This is a genomic window from Roseibium sp. 10G30-5 (assembly GCF_055809635.1).
This window is the reverse complement of record NZ_CM147918.1, coordinates 3,596,250-3,612,170: the sequence shown is the minus strand read 5'-3', so window position 1 is coordinate 3,612,170 and position 15,921 is coordinate 3,596,250. Positions and strand designations below refer to the sequence as shown.

At 57.8% G+C, this 15,921-nt stretch carries 12 protein-coding genes and 1 pseudogene; 2 read left to right on the top strand and 11 right to left on the bottom strand.

The features are described from left to right. Positions 1-94: 94 nt before the first annotated feature. The 5 genes from rarD to cysS form a co-directional block, all read right to left on the bottom strand. Complete coding sequence (rarD, locus tag AC0L7U_RS18245; RefSeq protein WP_473692706.1) at positions 95-1,042, bottom strand: EamA family transporter RarD; 948 nt, start codon at positions 1,040-1,042, stop codon at positions 95-97. Positions 1,043-1,114: 72 nt separating this feature from the next. Then, positions 1,115-2,710 carry a citramalate synthase gene (cimA, locus tag AC0L7U_RS18240; protein ID WP_473692705.1) on the bottom strand — a complete coding sequence of 532 codons (1,596 nt, stop codon included), beginning with the start codon at positions 2,708-2,710 and terminating at the stop codon, positions 1,115-1,117. 101 nt (positions 2,711-2,811) lie between these two features. Then, positions 2,812-3,708 (bottom strand): prolyl aminopeptidase, encoded by an 897-nt coding sequence (pip, locus tag AC0L7U_RS18235; protein ID WP_473692704.1) that lies wholly within the window; start codon positions 3,706-3,708, stop codon positions 2,812-2,814. 53 nt (positions 3,709-3,761) lie between these two features. Beyond that, positions 3,762-4,271, bottom strand: coding sequence for a GFA family protein (locus AC0L7U_RS18230; RefSeq protein WP_473692703.1), 510 nt, complete (start codon positions 4,269-4,271; stop codon positions 3,762-3,764). A 36-nt stretch (positions 4,272-4,307) separates the two neighbouring features. Further along, positions 4,308-5,711 (bottom strand): cysteine--tRNA ligase, encoded by a 1,404-nt coding sequence (gene cysS / locus AC0L7U_RS18225; RefSeq protein WP_473692702.1) that lies wholly within the window; start codon positions 5,709-5,711, stop codon positions 4,308-4,310. Between the two features lie 323 nt (positions 5,712-6,034). Between cysS and AC0L7U_RS18220 the strand changes: the two genes are divergently transcribed. Then, the gene (locus tag AC0L7U_RS18220; protein WP_473692701.1) at positions 6,035-6,235 is read left to right on the top strand and encodes a hypothetical protein; all 201 of its coding nucleotides are present in this window, start codon (positions 6,035-6,037) and stop codon (positions 6,233-6,235) included. Positions 6,236-6,284: 49 nt separating this feature from the next. Here the strand turns inward: AC0L7U_RS18220 and AC0L7U_RS18215 are convergent, their stop codons facing one another. Both AC0L7U_RS18215 and AC0L7U_RS18210 read right to left on the bottom strand, forming a co-directional pair. Continuing rightward, positions 6,285-6,806: a CreA family protein gene (locus tag AC0L7U_RS18215; protein ID WP_473692700.1), complete on the bottom strand. Its 522-nt coding sequence runs from the start codon at positions 6,804-6,806 to the stop codon at positions 6,285-6,287. Positions 6,807-6,986: 180 nt separating this feature from the next. Next, positions 6,987-8,252, bottom strand: coding sequence for an MBL fold metallo-hydrolase (locus AC0L7U_RS18210; protein WP_473692699.1), 1,266 nt, complete (start codon positions 8,250-8,252; stop codon positions 6,987-6,989). A gap of 717 nt (positions 8,253-8,969) precedes the next feature. Here AC0L7U_RS18210 and AC0L7U_RS18205 point away from each other — a divergent pair. After that, on the top strand, positions 8,970-9,425 hold the full coding sequence (locus AC0L7U_RS18205; RefSeq protein WP_473692698.1) for a DUF2865 domain-containing protein: 456 nt from the start codon (positions 8,970-8,972) through the stop codon (positions 9,423-9,425). 110 nt (positions 9,426-9,535) lie between these two features. On the opposite strand, the pseudogene gltX reads toward AC0L7U_RS18205, so the two are convergent. The 4 genes and pseudogenes from gltX to AC0L7U_RS18185 all read right to left on the bottom strand — a co-directional run bounded on the left by gltX (position 9,536) and on the right by AC0L7U_RS18185 (position 15,877). After that, positions 9,536-10,896: pseudogene (gltX, locus tag AC0L7U_RS18200) on the bottom strand (glutamate--tRNA ligase). Positions 10,897-11,098: 202 nt separating this feature from the next. Beyond that, positions 11,099-12,352: an MFS transporter gene (locus AC0L7U_RS18195; protein ID WP_473692697.1), complete on the bottom strand. Its 1,254-nt coding sequence runs from the start codon at positions 12,350-12,352 to the stop codon at positions 11,099-11,101. Between the two features lie 158 nt (positions 12,353-12,510). Beyond that, positions 12,511-14,202: an NAD+ synthase gene (locus AC0L7U_RS18190; protein ID WP_473692696.1), complete on the bottom strand. Its 1,692-nt coding sequence runs from the start codon at positions 14,200-14,202 to the stop codon at positions 12,511-12,513. Between the two features lie 289 nt (positions 14,203-14,491). Then, positions 14,492-15,877: a class II 3-deoxy-7-phosphoheptulonate synthase gene (locus AC0L7U_RS18185; RefSeq protein ID WP_473692695.1), complete on the bottom strand. Its 1,386-nt coding sequence runs from the start codon at positions 15,875-15,877 to the stop codon at positions 14,492-14,494. Positions 15,878-15,921 lie beyond the last annotated feature (44 nt).

Genomic DNA, 15,921 nt, shown 5'->3' with positions numbered 1-15,921 from the left:
GGAAAGCCAGACCGCACGGCACCTGACGGGTCGTGCAGCTCAAGAACGCCTCACTCTTGCCAAGACGGCCGCAAAGCGCAATGCCGTTGAGGCCTCAGATCACCGGAGTCTTGGTCTCTGCGGCGCTCTGTCGCATCCGGCGACGCCAGCGAGACAGCGAATCATAGGTAAACAGCGCCAGCGCGCCCCAAATGACGACGAACTCCAAGAGAGTTGCCGTGTCCATCGGCTCATCCCACAAGAAGACCGCCAACAGGAACTGCAAGGTCGGGGCGAGATATTGCATCAGTCCGATCAGCACCATTGGCAAGCGTCTGGCACCGGCGGAGAACATCACCAGCGGCACCGCCGTGACAACGCCACTGCCGATCAACAGAGCCAGCGTACCCGGGTTTTGGAAATGCCAGGCGATCTGTCCTTGCTGCTGAACATAAAAGATATACAGCAGGCAAAACGGACTGAGCACCAGTGTTTCAACGAAGAGGCCCGGCGTCGCAGGCACCGGTGTGACCTTGCGAATAAAGCCATAAGTGGCAAAGGAACAAGCCAGTGCCAGCGAAATCAGCGGCACCCCGCCGGTCAGCACCGCCTTGATGGCCACGACCAAAGCGGCGATGGCAATTGCCAGCCCCTGAAGACGGCTGACCCGCTCCCGCAGAATAATCAGGCCAATGAGAATGCTGACAAGCGGGTTGATGAAATACCCAAGCGAGACTTCAAGCACCCGGTGCTGCCCCACCGCCCAGATAAAGACGATCCAATTGACACTGATCGTGACCGCGGACAGGCTGAGACCTGCGAGATACCGCGGAGTGGAAAGGATCGCCAGCGCCTCGGAGAATCTTCCACGAAGCATCAGAAAGCCCCCGACCAGAAGCGCCGACCAGATGATCCGGTGAGCAACAATCAGGTAGGGCGACACATCCGTCATGATGTGAAAATAGAGTGGCAAAAAACCCCAGATGCCATAGGCACCCAGCGCAAAGAGCAAGCCCGCACGAATGTCGTCGCCAGACGCGACCGACGGTGCCTTCGAAGCCATTTTATGAGTACCTTCTAGCCGGAGCCCTTGCCGTCATTGCGCAAGGAAACCCCTTTCAGTCATCGGAGAGGATCAGATCTTGTCCGCTTTGAGCAGGGCAAAATTGACAGAATCAACCAGCGCCTGAAACGAAGCATCGACGATATTGCTTGAGACGCCAATGGTAAACCAACGCCTGTTAGTGCGTGTGTCCCGGCTTTCGATCAGAACTCGGGTGACCGCCTCGGTACCGCCATTGAGGATACGCACCTTATAGTCGACAAGCTCCATCGGCTCGATGATGGATTGCAGCCGACCCAGATCCTTGCGCAGGGCCCTGTCGAGCGCATTGACGGGGCCATTGCCTTCTTCGACAGACATACGGGTCTCGCCGTCGACCGAGACCTTGACCACCGCTTCCGACACACTGACCAGTTCACCCACTGCATTGTGACGCCGCTCCACCATGACGCGGAAACCTTCCACGTCGAAATGTTGCGGCACATCTCCCAAGGTCCGGCGAGCCAATAGTTCAAACGAGGCACCTGCGGCCTCATAGGCATAGCCCTGACCTTCCTTTTCCTTGACCATTGCCAGCAACCGGTCAAGACGCGGATCGGCCTTGTCAACCGACAGACCAATGCGCTTTAATTCTCCCAGAAGATTGCTTTTTCCTGCCTGATCGGACACCAGCACACGACGCTGATTGCCCACACTTTCCGGCATCACATGCTCATAGGTTCGCGGATCCTTGAGGATGGCGGAGGCATGAATTCCCGCCTTGGTGGCGAAGGCTGCTTCGCCCACATAAGGCGCGTGGCGGTTCGAAGTGCGATTAAGAATCTCGTCAAAGGCGTGTGAAATGGCCGATACACTGGTCAGTTGCTCGTCGCTCAAGGACAGCTCGAACTGATCCGTATAAGGCGCTTTCAACATAAGGGTCGGAATGAGGGTGATCAGATTGGCATTGCCGCAACGTTCGCCCAACCCATTCAGTGTGCCCTGAATCTGGCGGACCCCCGCCTCAACCGCGACCAACGCATTGGCCACCGCATGTCCAGTGTCGTCATGAGTGTGAATGCCCAGATGATCGCCGGGAACATGCGCGATCACCGTCTCGACGATCTTGCGGATTTCACCGGGCAGCGTGCCGCCATTGGTGTCGCACAGCACCACCCAGCGGGCGCCCGCTTCGTAGGCCGTGGTGACGCAGGCCAATGCATACTCCGGATTGGCCTTGTAACCATCGAAGAAATGCTCGCAATCAATCATGGCTTCACGCCCGATTGCCACCGCAGCCTGAACGGTTTCGGCGATGCCTTCGAGATTCTCCTGCAGCGTGCAGCCCAGAGCCACCTGCACATGATAATCCCACGCCTTGGCCACGAAACAGCAGGCATCAGCGCTGGCCGAGAGGATCTGCTGCAAGCCAGCATCATTGGACACAGATCGCCCGGCTCGCTTGGTCATACCAAAAGCAGTAAAGGTTGCCTGTGTGACGCGTTTTTCCGTGAAGAATTCGCTGTCGGTGGGATTGGCACCCGGATAACCGCCCTCGACATAGTCGACGCCCAGCCGATCCAGCAGCTCGGCCACTGCCATCTTTTCCGACAGCGAAAAGTCGATGCCACTGGTCTGCGCGCCATCGCGCAAAGTGGTGTCGAACAGATAAAGACGTTCTTTCATCATAGTCTCGCCCTGCGTGCGCGCCAGACTCGCTGCCGCATCACGCCCCTCCCCTCAAAATCATTCTGTCGGCCGGGAATGCCCCGACCGTCTCCTGTGTGCCCTCAAAGTCCGGCAAAGCGATCCGTCGCGCGGATCAGCTTGTCGAGAATGCCCGGCTCGTCAAACGCATGACCCGCCCCTTCGACCACCTGCAACTCGCCATCCTTCCACGCCTTGTCCAATTGGAAGGCAGTCTTCAGCGGGCACGGCATGTCGTAGCGCCCATGCACAATGACGCCAGGAATGCCATTCAGCTTGTGGGCATCGCGCAAAAGCTGGCCTTCCTCAAGCCAGCCCTTGTTGAAGAAGAAGTGGTTTTCGATACGCGCGAAAGCATGCGCAAAATCATCCTCGGCAAAATGCGCCGAATTAAACGCATGCGGCAGCAGCGTGATGGTCTCGCCTTCCCACAAGCTCCAGATTTTGGCCGCTTCAATGCGTGTCGCCCGGTCATCTGCCGTCAGTCGCTTGTTGTAGGCCGCGATCATGTCGTGACGTTCATCGGCCGGAATATAATCGCGGAAGCGCTCAAACTTCTCCGGGAACATGCTGGACACGCCCTCGACGTAGTACCAATCCATCTCGGACTTTTGCAGCGTATAGATGCCACGCAGTACCAGTTCGGACACACGATCCGGATGCGTTTCAGCATAGGCAAGAGCCAGCGTTGATCCCCAGGATCCCCCGAAGACTTGCCATCTATCGACACCAATCATTTCTCTCAGCCGTTCAATGTCCGCCACCAGATGCTCAGGTTGTGTTGGCATCCAGATTGGCGTGTGGCACAGAGCGCCCACAGCCGCGTTGGTCGAACAACAGCACATCATACTTTTCGGGGTGAAACGCGCGGCGGTGGTCTGCTGAACAGCCGCCACCCGGCCCCCCGTGCAGAAACACAACGGGCTTTGCGCCTTTGGTGCCCGCACGCTCCCAATAGATCTGGTGGCCGTCGCCCACATCCAGCATGCCGCTGTCATAGGGTTCGATCTCGGGATAAAGCTTGCGCAAAGTGTCACTCATGGTCGGATCCTTCTGCAGCCCTTTTCTCGGGCCACACATTCGTGTCGTGATCGGGGTGCTGGTAGGACACCAGCGTCCGCAGGAAAGGCAAGGCCTCGGGGTCTTCCAGACTGCCCATGCCGGGCAGCTCTGACAGACCATCGGCATAGGGAAGCTTGCCCTCCGTGCCAAACTGTTTGGTTGGAACAACGGCTTCGGGCCTGTCGAATGCACCAATGGCAAGCGCCATTCCGTCCGGTGCCTCATAGGTCAGCGGTGTGCCACAGTCGGCGCAGAAGCCACGCTTCACGTGATTGGAGCTCTGGAAGATCTTTCGGTCTCCCCGCGTCCAGACCACTTCGTTTTCACGCACGGAAACAAGCGGCGCGTAGAAGCTGCCGAAGGCCTTCTGGCACATGCGACAGTGACAGATGGAGGCTTGCCCCAGCGGTCCGTCGACACGAAAGCGAATGGCACCACACTGGCACCCGCCTGTCGCGGTCATGTCTGCTGCGTCTGTCATGCACCTCTCCTTCCGCTGTCCCGACGTGTCAGCCGATCAGCGCTTCACTTCCCATGTTGTGACGCGCTTGCCGGTTTCAGAGTCTTTTGAATCCTTTAGCTGGATGCCTTCAGAGGCCAGTTCATCGCGAATACGATCCGCTTCCGCCCAGTTCTTGGCTTCCAGAAGATCAAGACGTTGTTGAACACGAGCGTCGATGGAAGCTTCATCGAGGCTTCCCATTTCGCGGCCAACAGGCGCGACACCAAGCAACCGGGCCGTCGCCGAATAGCTGGCCATCTTCCCGGCATCTTTTACGGCTTCACTTGCCAGTCCGTGCAAGGCTTGCACTGCTGATGCTGTGTTCAGGTCATCGCCGAGAGCCGCAAGCACTTCGTCTGCCGGAGCGCCATTGCTTTCCACCAGATCAGGCCACTTTGTCAGAAGACGTTCCGCCTCTTCCAGTCTCTTGACCGAGAAGTCGATAGGCTCGCGGTAGTGGGTCATCAGCATGGCGAGGCGCAGCACCTCGCCCGGCCACTTGCGACCACCGAACGTATCAGTGTGCAGCAGATCATGGATGGTGAAGAAGTTGCCCTCGGATTTGGACATCTTGCGCCCTTCCACCTGCACGAAACCGTTGTGCAGCCAGTAGTTGGCCATCACCTCGGTATCATGCGCGCAGCAGGACTGTGCAATCTCGTTTTCATGATGCGGGAAGATCAGATCCAGTCCGCCACCATGAATATCGAAGGTCTCGCCCAAATAGCGCGCGCTCATGACCGAGCATTCAATATGCCACCCCGGACGCCCACGCCCCCAAGGGCTATCCCAGCCGGGTTCTTCCGCTGAAGACTGCTTCCACAAGACGAAATCACCCGGGTTCTTTTTATGCGTCTCAACGGCCACGCGCGCACCTGCGCGCTGGTCATCCAGATTACGCTTCGACAGACCGCCGTAATTGGGCATGGACTTGGTGTCGAACAGAACTTCCCCAGCAGCTTCATAGGCATGGCCGCGTTCGATGAGAACCTGAATCATCTCGATCATGCCGGGAATATTGTCCGTGGCACGCGGTTCGATGGTCGGCTCTTCACAACCAAGCTCGGCTACGTCGGCATGAAACTGATCGGCCGTCTTCTGCGTGACCTTTGCAATGGCCTCGTTCAACGGCAGGTCCGGATAGTCGCGCAGCGCCCGCGCATTGATCTTGTCGTCCACATCGGTGATGTTGCGCACATAGGTGACGTGCTCCGCGCCATAGAGGTGCTTGAGCAGCCGGTTCAACACATCAAAAACAATGACCGGACGCGCATTGCCGATATGAGCAAAGTCATACACCGTGGGCCCGCAGACATACATACGCACGTTCTTGGCATCAATCGGCTGAAAGGTCTCTTTCTGCCGGGTCAATGTGTTGGTGAGCTTCAGCTCTTGCGACGCGGACGCGGGTGCGCTCATGTCAGATCGTCTCCTGGCCGGCTGGCCGGGCGATCCACCTCAGAGAGAATTTTGCCAAGAGGGAACGGCCACAGCCAGCAATGGTGCTAGCTGCAAATAAGCGTGATCGCGATGAGGGTGCGATGTGCCGTTTTCATGCGCCTTTATTGACCGGTTTCACAAGCCGGGTCAAGCCTTGCCAGAGAAGCGCGGGTAAATTCTGAAAGGCTGTCAATAGCCGCTGATTCATCATTCTGAATGTTGTATGAATGGCTATATCAGGGCTGGTTCAAGGGCGGCATGCCACAGTTTGAGCATAGTCTTGACGAATGCAGGGGGCTGACATGCTTCAACGTCTGTTTGTAATCAGTTTTATCATCATCTTGTTGACGGCCCCCATGGCGCCGCTGATGGGACATCTTGTCGATCTTCAGCGAGACAACAAGATTGCCGCAAACTATCTGGGCACCGTCAAGACCACGGTCGAACGTGGTGCCTGCTCCTACATAGGCATTGGCTGTGACGAGCCACGCTACAGCTTCTGAGCACAAGCACGACAGCCCGCCAATCAGGTGGTCGAAGTGTCGGCGGTGACTATTTCTTGAGATACTCGCCGCATTTGACAGGCATCTGCGTACCCCACGGCATGATCGGCACGGTCGAGGTCGAGTTCTTCGGGCTACCTTCCACAAGCTTGTCCGAATAAACGACATAGACCAGAACGTTACGCTTGGCATCGCAGCCACGCACAATCCGCATTTTCTTGAAGAAAAGCGACCGGCGTTGGCGAAACACCTCATCGCCCTGCTCAAACTTTTCCCGAAATGAGATCGGTCCGATCTGGCGACAGGCCAGCGACACGTCTGATACTTCCTCGGCCACGCCAAGCCAGCCTTTGATGCCGCCCTTTTCCGGCACGGTGAAGTGACAGGCAACACCCTTCACGACAGGATCATCAATGGCGTAAGTGGCCAGCTTGTGATCCGGCCCTAGGAACTTCCACACGGTGGATTTCTTGAAGATCAGGTCGGGCTGCTCGGCGGCCATGGCTGCACTTGCTGACATCAGCCCCAATGCGGTTGCCAGAACCCCAAGGCCTTTTGCAACAGTCTTCATCCGTTGTTCCCCCATCACCGCTTGATCTCTCCTGCTTGAGTGCTTGCCCGCACACTTGCGTGCCTGTCCAGATGGTCGTCAAACTGGCAACGTGCGCCACATAAAAAATGTGGAGCGAGCCGCAAACAGGCCAAGTTTCAGACACGGGAGACCTTACCATGAAGAACGAGGGGAAGGGGCTCACGCCTTTTCGGTTTGAACCTTATCCTCAGAGACTGTCTCGTCTTCCGCGTCAGACGCCGTCAGATCATCCCGATCATTGTTGTCTTCAACATCAGCCTCGTCGACCTCGCCAGCGCCATCGGACAGCTGATCTTCCAGCAACCCCAGATCCACGAGACCTGCCGCACCCGCCATCTCGTCACCCGCATCATCCTCATGATCGTCGACAGCGGGCTCTTCCGCACTGTCATCGACCGGGGCTGCGATGTCCTCAAGCCCCTCGTCGGCCTCCAGCCCGGCAGTCGGCTGCCTGGTCTCGGAAACAGGCGCACCGTCATCGGCATGAGCGCCCGCCAGCAGATCCGCCAGATCCTTATCCTTGCGCAATGTCCAGATCTGGGGCTTGTCGATGCCTTGCGCCTCGTCATAGGCCCGAGCGACATTGTAGGGTAGCAGAGTTTCGAACAAGTCCCACTGACCGTAATGGCTTTGCAGACGACCGAGAGCCGTTCTGTAAGCCTCTTTCAGCCCCTGACCAGCCTCAACGCATTCCCCGACGGTGTTGCGAAGCGTTTCGACATACGATCCTGTCGCGCTCAAGGCCGTGGAAATTGCATCCGCCCCTTGCAACGTCGCCCCACGCCCTGGCACGAGAGCATTGACACGAAAGACCCCCACACGCTGCAACGCGCGCGGCCAGTCGTTCAGATGCGCATCGCCGCAATAGGGCGACACGCGATTGACCACGAGATCACCGGCAAACACAACGCCGCCATCCTGCAACCAGACAACCATATCGCCCATGGTATGACCGCGACCAAGGTGCATGATGCGCACATCGCGGTTTCCAAGGTTCAGGGAAATCGAAGAGGCCACCGACAGCGTTGGCGCAAGGGGGAGCAAGCGCGTTTTCACGTCAGAATAAAGACCTGGGAAGCGTGTCTGAGCCACTTCGAGATCATCCTCGCCCCGATCATCAAGCATACGCTTGGTCAGGTCCGAACAGATGATCTCTGCATCCTCAAAGGCAGCCGCCCCGGCTGTGCTGTCACAATGATGATGCGTCAGAACGATATGCTTCACGGGCTTGTCAGAGATTTCGCGGATCTTTTCCAGAACCCTTGCGCCAAGGACGGGAGACGACTGCGGATCGACAACCAGAATGCCGCGCTGCCCGATGATCACGCCCGTGTTGGAGCCGCCTTCAACTGCAAATGAGTGGCAGCCATGCCCGAGGCTTTGGTGAGCGATCTTGATCTTTGAAGCCGAAACGGTCTGACTCATACATAAACCTGCTTTTCTTGATCCGGACAGTCGTCCGCACTTTTCGGGCTGCGACAGCATTCTCTGGCAAAGGTCGCGCTAAGGCAGCAAACGAAACGGCAATCTGGAGCCACCTTCGCCTGCCATGCGCACCGCAAGACAGAGACATCTGCCTTGCAAGGGGATGTCTTTTCGGGCTGTCTGCTATAACGCTTTATGCAGACAAGCAAACAGGCAGCTCAATACCAAGAACGTGTTTGTTTCGTGGCAGGTTTGACCAGATGGCCAAAAGACGCAACATCCCACACGCCAAACGTTAGACTGTCAGGCTACCACAACCGAAAGACCTGCAAAGGCTATTGGCAACGCAACGTCATCAAGATCTGGTCTCGCCCGTTCAAATGTTCTTTCTTTTTTTAGTGAAAAACCGCATGGCTGCCCCCTCATTGACGCTGCAGCGCAAGCGAATCAAACTGATTCTTTCCGTTTCTCTGGCTTTCTCAGCAATGACTGGTGTTGTGTGCACCGAGACGACATCGGCGCGCGCCGGCGCGCACTCCACATGCCTTAGGCAGTCGGGTACAGCAAAACGCCGCCCCTTCGAGCAAGGACGGTGGGTTGATCGAAGTGCATTCCTGTGAGGACAGCAATTTGCCGGAACTGCGCTCTCACAGCACCCTCACCCCTTCGACCGGACGGCACGAGGCCTCCCCTCATCCCCTGCGGGAACCCTCCCCCTTGAGCACCCTGCGTGGCACGTTGGACAGCACAAGCGGTTTGACGCCACTCACATCAGACAGCCCTGTGGACCCGCAGATTGATGAGAGCTATATGCCCGATTACGGCCAGTGGCATCTCCCCCGTGCGCGCACCTATCGCACCTTGTGTGTGCGCACCTGCGATGGATACTTCTTTCCCCTGAGCTTTTCCGCGCCCACACAGCAACTGACGTTTGATGCGCAGCGGTGTGACCAATTGTGCCCCGGCGCGCCTTCGGCCCTCTACGTCTATCCCAATCCAGGCGGCTCGGAAGAAAACATGACCACACTGGAAGGACACCTCTACACCGACCTCAAGAATGCCTTGGCTGTACCGCAAACATTGGGTGCCTCAGTGCAGGTGTCAGGTGCAGGCGTCTCAATCCGGCCAAAACAAAGATGTCCCCTTGCGCCCATTGACGCTGCCGAGCGATGACGCCGCCGCTCAGGACACAAAAAAGGCGCCTGCGACATCTGCGCAAGCGCCCTTTTCAACCACCGGCTCTGCCAATCCCACTGGCTCGGATCTGCCCGCCAAAAAACCGATCAGGCGAGTCGGTCCAAAATATTTTGTCGTCCGATAAGCGGCAGCATGGCCTTCATGTCCGGGCCATAGCTCATGCCTGTCAGCGCCTTGCGCAAGGGCATGAACAATCCGCGTCCCTTGCGCCCGGTTTCCGCCTTCAAGGCTGATGTCCACCCCCACAGGTGTCGAGGGAAACCTCTCCATCCGGGAACATCTCGCGTGCCTTGATCAGAAAATCCTTGTCGTCGTCTTCGACAACACCTTCGACCGGTCCTTCAATGATTTGCCAGAATCCCTTGGCATCCGACACCTTTTCGCAATTTTCGCGCACGGTCAGCCAGAAATCTTCGCCGCCCTTGATGTCAAGCGCCACCAGCCGCTCGACCACGTCATCAAACTCAAGCGCATGCACCAGACGGGCGTTCAACTGACCAACCTCTTCCGGGTCGAACTTTGCCGAGGACCGCGACACGCTGGTCAGGTCAACACTCTCGGCCAGCGTGTCCAGATCGGCCACCGGCTCGACAGCGTGGCTCGTGCCGGTGAGAACTGCCAGCGACGCAACCGCCATAGGCTCATAGCCCGCATCGCGCAGCGAACCGATGGACAAAGCGCCCTTGCGCTTCGACAGGCCTTCGCCGTCACGGGTGGTCAGCAGGTTGTGATGCCCAAAGATCGGCGGGGTAGCGCCCAGTGCCTTGAAGATTGCAATCTGCACGGCCGTATTCGCCACATGATCCTCGCCACGGATGATGTGCGAGACGCCCATGTCGATATCGTCCACGATGGACGGCAACGTGTAGAGATAGGTGCCGTCACCACGGATCAACACCGGGTCCGACATGGAGGCCAGATCGATCTGCTGATCACCGCGCACCAGATCGCTCCAGCTTTCTTCGGTGCGTTGGGGCGTCAGCGGATCATCGGCAAAATTTGGCAGTAAAAAGCGCCAGTGCGGCGTGCGGCCTTCTGCTTCAAAAGCGGCGCGTTCTTCCGCCGTCTGTTGCAAGCCAGCACGATCATAGACTGGCGGACGGCCAAGCGCACGAGCGCGCGAGCGACGTCGCTCCAGCTCTTCAGGCGTCTCGTAGCACGGATACAGAAGACCGGCAGACTTCAGTTTGTCGGCCGCCGCATCATAGGCTGCCACCCGTGCGGACTGGCGCTCAACCCGGTCGGGCGCAATTCCGATCCATCCAAGATCGCGGTGGATCGCATCGACGTATTCCTCCCGCGAGCGCTCCACATCGGTGTCATCGAAGCGAAGAATGAACTGGCCATCGTTTTTCTTGGCAAAGAGCCAGTTGAACAGAGCCGGACGCAAATTTCCGATATGCAGGAGTCCGGTGGGAGACGGTGCGAAACGAACGGTAACGGTCATGATCCTCGCCTGAGTTGCTCTTGCGCCGTTGGATAGGCAACGCACTGAAAAAGGAGACAGGCGCTCGGCCTGCCGCTCGCATGCGCACTCGTCTGCGGCACGCGACAGATTGGATTTCTGCTCTAAAGGCCCGCGTCCGGCACTTCAAGGCCAATGTCGAGGGCGCACCCGGATTTCGCCGCCTCTCATGTGCGACAGGTCATCAAAGCGGCGATGCGTTGGCAGCCTCCAGCCGGTCTTCGGTCTTGCGCCGCGTGAGCAGAATGCGCGAGGCAACAAAGAGCGAAACACTGGCAATCACGCAGTAGACACCCATACCAGCCAATTGCAGATCGTAGGAGATATTGGCATCAATCAACACGCCGATCAGCCCCGGCCCTGCAGCACTGGCAAACACCAGCAGCGCATAGGAAACCGATCGAATAGAGCCGATGTGGCGCGTGCCATAGATTTCCGGCCACAGCGCCCCGTTCAACGTTGACGACAGGCCGTTGCCAAAGCCCAGCAGCACCATAAAGATGAAGATCGACGCGGTGCCATGATAGAAGGCCAGCACGAAACACCCGACCGTGAGCGGCAGCAGCACGAAGGGCAGGATCGAACGAGCGCTGAACCGATCGATGATGTCCCCGACGAAGAGCACTGACAGGAAGGACGAGACGGCAAGGAAAGTAAAGGCAGCCGCGAAGACCTCAATTGTCCAGCCCCGCAAATGCACCAGATAGACCTGATTGAAAAACACCGTCGTGCCGATAAAGGGCGGCGCAAGAATGCCAACGCAAACGAGCCAGAACACCGGGTCACGCAACACGTCGCGCCGCGTCCAGTTGTGTCTTGTATCCTTGGAAGACGCCTTGCGCGGCTCAGATTTCGGTTGGCGGCTTTCGGACAGCAACCAGGAGATCAAGGGCAATGCCCCCAAGAGCATCAACGCCGCACCCAACATCCATGTCTCACGCCAGCCAATCAATGCGGCAAGGGCAACGAAACTGATGGGGAAGATCGCCTCCGCGCAGGGCATCCCGATACTGGCGACAGAAACGGCCCGGCCGCGTTGCGCCTCAAACCAGCGGCCCATGGCCGTCATCGAGATATGCACCATCATGCCCTGCCCGCAGATGCGCAGCCCGAATAAAATGAAAAACAAAAGCCAGACACTGGTGCTGAAGCCCATGAGCAGACACAGACACCCGAGCAGCGCCATCACCACCATTGCAACGCGCTGCAAGGGATAAGTGTCGACGCTCTTGCCGACATAGGTGAGAAGGGCTGCACTGGCCAGCGTTGCCATCATGTAGAGCAGACCGAACTGACCATTTGACAGGCTGTATTCCGCGCGTACATAGCCGGACGACAGCGAAATGAAGAAGGTCTGACCAAAGGCAGAAAAGCCCGACAACAAAAATCCGGCAAGCAGCCAACGCGCGTTTTCACGCAGGAAACGGATATACGACACAGGCCCCCCAAAGGTCTTTTGAAAGTGTCTCACCCGCCTGACGACATGACAACGAGCGCCGCGCGCCCTCGTCCGACGCGGACCAGTCGGTCCACGTAGAACATCAGAGTTGCGGCACATCTGTGCCAGATCCTCAAACGGGAGGAACCGTAGCCTCCTCAGCTGCGGTCCCGGAAACGATTTGTAATGGGATACCGGCGGTCCTTGCCAAAATTCCGCTCGGTGATCTTGGCGCCGGGTGGAGCCTGACGCCGCTTGTATTCGGCAATGTAGAGCAAGTGTTCGATTCTGTGAACAAGTTCGGGCGCATGTCCGCGCGCCACAATATCCGTGACCGCCATCTCATGCTCAACCAGACAGACCAGAATGTCGTCCAGCGCATCATAGGGCGGAAGGCTGTCCTGATCGGTCTGATCTTCCCGCAATTCCGCCGAGGGCGCCTTGGTGATGATGTTGGAAGGGATCACCTCACCCGCAGGGCCAAGCAACCCCTTGGGATGGTTCTCGTTTCTCCAGCTAGACAGATGATAGACCTGCGTCTTGTAGAGATCCTTGATCGGATTGTAGCCGCCGTTCATGTCGCCATAAAGCGTTGCATAGCCAACAGACATCTCCGACTTGTTGCCCGTGGTCACCACCATGGAGCCAAACTTGTTGGAAATCGCCATGAGGATGACGCCACGCGCACGCGACTGGATGTTTTCCTCCGTCGTGTCCTGCTGGCAATCGGCAAACAGGTTGGCCAGTACCCGGCCAAAGCCCTCGACAGGCTCGGCAATCGGTACATGATCATAGCGAATGCCAAGCGCTTTGGCGCAAGCCGCAGCGTCCGTGACACTCTCGCTCGACGTATAGCGATAAGGCAGCATGATCGCATGAACCTTGTCGGCGCCAAGGGCATCGACAGCCATGGCCGCGCAAATGGCGGAATCAATACCGCCCGACAACCCCAGCACCACGCCCGGAAACCCGTTCTTGAGCACATAGTCGCGCAAACCCAGAACGCAGGCGCGATAGTTTGCCTCATCAATGTCTGGCAAGGGCGCATTCGGACCATTGTCACAGCGCCAGTCGCCCGCCTCATTGCGCGTCCAGTCCATGACGGCTATTTCCGTTTCGAACTGCGGCATCTGGTAAGCCAGCGACCGATCTGCATGCAAACCAAACGAACCGCCATCAAAGATCAACTCGTCCTGCCCGGAGACCTGATTGCAATAAATCAGCGGCAGACCGCTTTCGACAACACGGGCAACAACCACCTGCAAGCGCTCGTCCAGCCGGTGCATGGCATAAGGAGAACCATTCGGCACCATGAGGATTTCGGCCCCGGTTTCGGTCAGGCACTCGATTACCTCTTCCTTCCAGATGTCTTCGCAGATCGGCACACCGATGCGCAGACCATGAAAGTCGATAGGTCCTGGCAAATCGCCTGCCTCGAAAACGCGCTTTTCGTCAAAAACGCCGTAATTCGGCAAATCCACCTTGTAACGACGGGCCTTGATCTCTCCATCGTCAAGCAGACAGACCGCATTGTAGCGCTTACCATTTTCCAACCAGGGAGAGCCCACCAGCAGGGCCGGACCACCATCAATGGTCTCGCGCGCCAACCGGGAGACCTCTTCCATGCATGCCTTCAGGAAAGCCTCTTTCAGCACCAGATCTTCGGGCGGATAACCGGAGATCGTCAACTCAGGGAAAAGCACCAGATCCGCACCGGCCGCCGCCGCCTGCTTGCGCGCGTCGCGCACCAGGTCGGCATTGCCCGAGACATTGCCAACGGTGGGATTGATCTGTGCGACCGCGAGACGAAAGCGGTCCGTGAAGACTTTTTGGGAAGAAGATGCGCTCATGGGGTCGATCTAATCGCTTCGGCGAAAACTTGCAATCATGCCATCGGCATGAACGTGATACCGGCTTGTTTCCGACAGAAGACAGTGCAGTGCAAGCAAAAACCTGTTTGCCCCACCAGAACAATGCCCTGCGGAGCACTGCCGAGACACTGTCCAGCACGGCTTTTCGACGAAAAGCACAAGCCTCGTCTCTCAATCGCAAGAAACCCGATCAAATAGACAAAACGCCGCGACTTGCATCGCGGCGTTTGTCATTCAAAGGACGTCAAGCGCCCTGCCTTATTTCGGATCAGCCGTTGACGGCGACCGGAGCCCCTTTGGCACGCGCATCGTGGCTGTTGCGCAGCTTTTCAGCGACAAGAAACGCCAGTTCCAGAGCCTGATCAGCATTGAGGCGCGGATCACAATGCGTGTGGTAGCGATCGCCAAGCTGGTCGGCGGTCAGCGCATGGGCGCCACCGGTACACTCAGTCACATTGGCTCCGGTCATCTCGATGTGGATGCCGCCAGCGTGTGTGCCTTCGGCTTCATGAACCGCAAAGAAATCCTCGACCTCTTTGAGAACGCGCTCGAACGGGCGTGTCTTGTAGCCATTCGCCGTAATGGTGTTGCCATGCATCGGGTCACAGGACCAAACGACAATCTTTCCGGCGCGCTCAACAGCCCGAACCAGTTGCGGCAGATGATCGAAGACCTTGTCCGAACCGAAACGGCAGATGAGCGTCAGGCGACCCGGCTCATTGTCCGGGTTCAAAATGTCGATCAGCTCCAGAAGTCCTTCCGGCGTCATCGACGGGCCGCACTTGAGGCCAATCGGATTTTTGATGCCGCGGAAAAACTCGACATGCGCATGGTCAGGCTGACGTGTGCGGTCGCCGATCCAGATCATGTGACCTGAGGTGGCGTACCAGTCACCACTGGTGCTGTCGACACGGGTCAGCGCTTCCTCATAGCCCAGAAGCAAGGCTTCATGGCTGGTGAAGAAATCGGTTGACCGCAACTGCGGCACGCTGGCTGCATCCACGCCACAGGCGCGCATGAAATCGAGCGATTCCGTAATACGATCTGCCAGTTCCTGATAGCGATTGCCCTGCGGGCTTCCCGAAACAAAGCCCAGCATCCACTGGTGAACCTGATCCAGATTGGCATAGCCACCCTGTGCGAAAGCGCGCAGCAGGTTCAACGTTGCCGCCGACTGACGGTACGCCTTGGTCATGCGCTCAGGATCGGGGATCCGGCTTTCTTCAGTGAAATCGATACCATTGATGACATCACCACGGTAGCTCGGCAGCGTTACACCGTCCTTGGTTTCATTGTCGGACGAACGCGGCTTGGCAAACTGACCGGCGATGCGACCGACCTTCACAACCGGCTGACGTCCAGCATAAGTCAGGACAACGGCCATCTGGAGGAATGCCCGGAAGAAATCGCGGATATGATCGGCATGGTGCTCTGCAAAGCTCTCGGCGCAATCGCCCCCCTGAAGCAGAAAGCCCTTGCCCATGGCAACATCAGCCAACTGCTTTTTCAGATCACGGGCTTCACCTGCAAACACCAACGGCGGAAAGCGTCCCAGACGCGCCTCGACATCAGCCAAGACCTGCTTGTCGGGATATTCTGGCACCTGCAAGATCGGTTGGGATCTCCAGCTTTCCGGTGTCCATTTCGCCGCCATTTCACCTAACTCCTCATGAAGAGGCCGGGCCCCTTCTCTTTCGT

What these genes read in the sequence shown, in the direction of transcription:
- rarD (WP_473692706.1), bottom strand. Translation starts at nt 1,042, where the DNA reads ATGGCTTCGAAGGCACCGTCGGTCGCGTCTGGCGACGACATTCGTGCG.
- cimA (WP_473692705.1), bottom strand. Translation starts at nt 2,710, where the DNA reads ATGATGAAAGAACGTCTTTATCTGTTCGACACCACTTTGCGCGATGGC.
- pip (WP_473692704.1), bottom strand. Translation starts at nt 3,708, where the DNA reads ATGTGGGCGACGGCCACCAGATCTATTGGGAGCGTGCGGGCACCAAAG.
- AC0L7U_RS18230 (WP_473692703.1), bottom strand. Translation starts at nt 4,271, where the DNA reads ATGACAGACGCAGCAGACATGACCGCGACAGGCGGGTGCCAGTGTGGT.
- cysS (WP_473692702.1), bottom strand. Translation starts at nt 5,711, where the DNA reads ATGAGCGCACCCGCGTCCGCGTCGCAAGAGCTGAAGCTCACCAACACA.
- AC0L7U_RS18220 (WP_473692701.1), top strand. Translation starts at nt 6,035, where the DNA reads ATGCTTCAACGTCTGTTTGTAATCAGTTTTATCATCATCTTGTTGACG.
- AC0L7U_RS18215 (WP_473692700.1), bottom strand. Translation starts at nt 6,806, where the DNA reads ATGAAGACTGTTGCAAAAGGCCTTGGGGTTCTGGCAACCGCATTGGGG.
- AC0L7U_RS18210 (WP_473692699.1), bottom strand. Translation starts at nt 8,252, where the DNA reads ATGAGTCAGACCGTTTCGGCTTCAAAGATCAAGATCGCTCACCAAAGC.
- AC0L7U_RS18190 (WP_473692696.1), bottom strand. Translation starts at nt 14,202, where the DNA reads ATGAGCGCATCTTCTTCCCAAAAAGTCTTCACGGACCGCTTTCGTCTC.
- AC0L7U_RS18185 (WP_473692695.1), bottom strand. Translation starts at nt 15,877, where the DNA reads ATGGCGGCGAAATGGACACCGGAAAGCTGGAGATCCCAACCGATCTTG.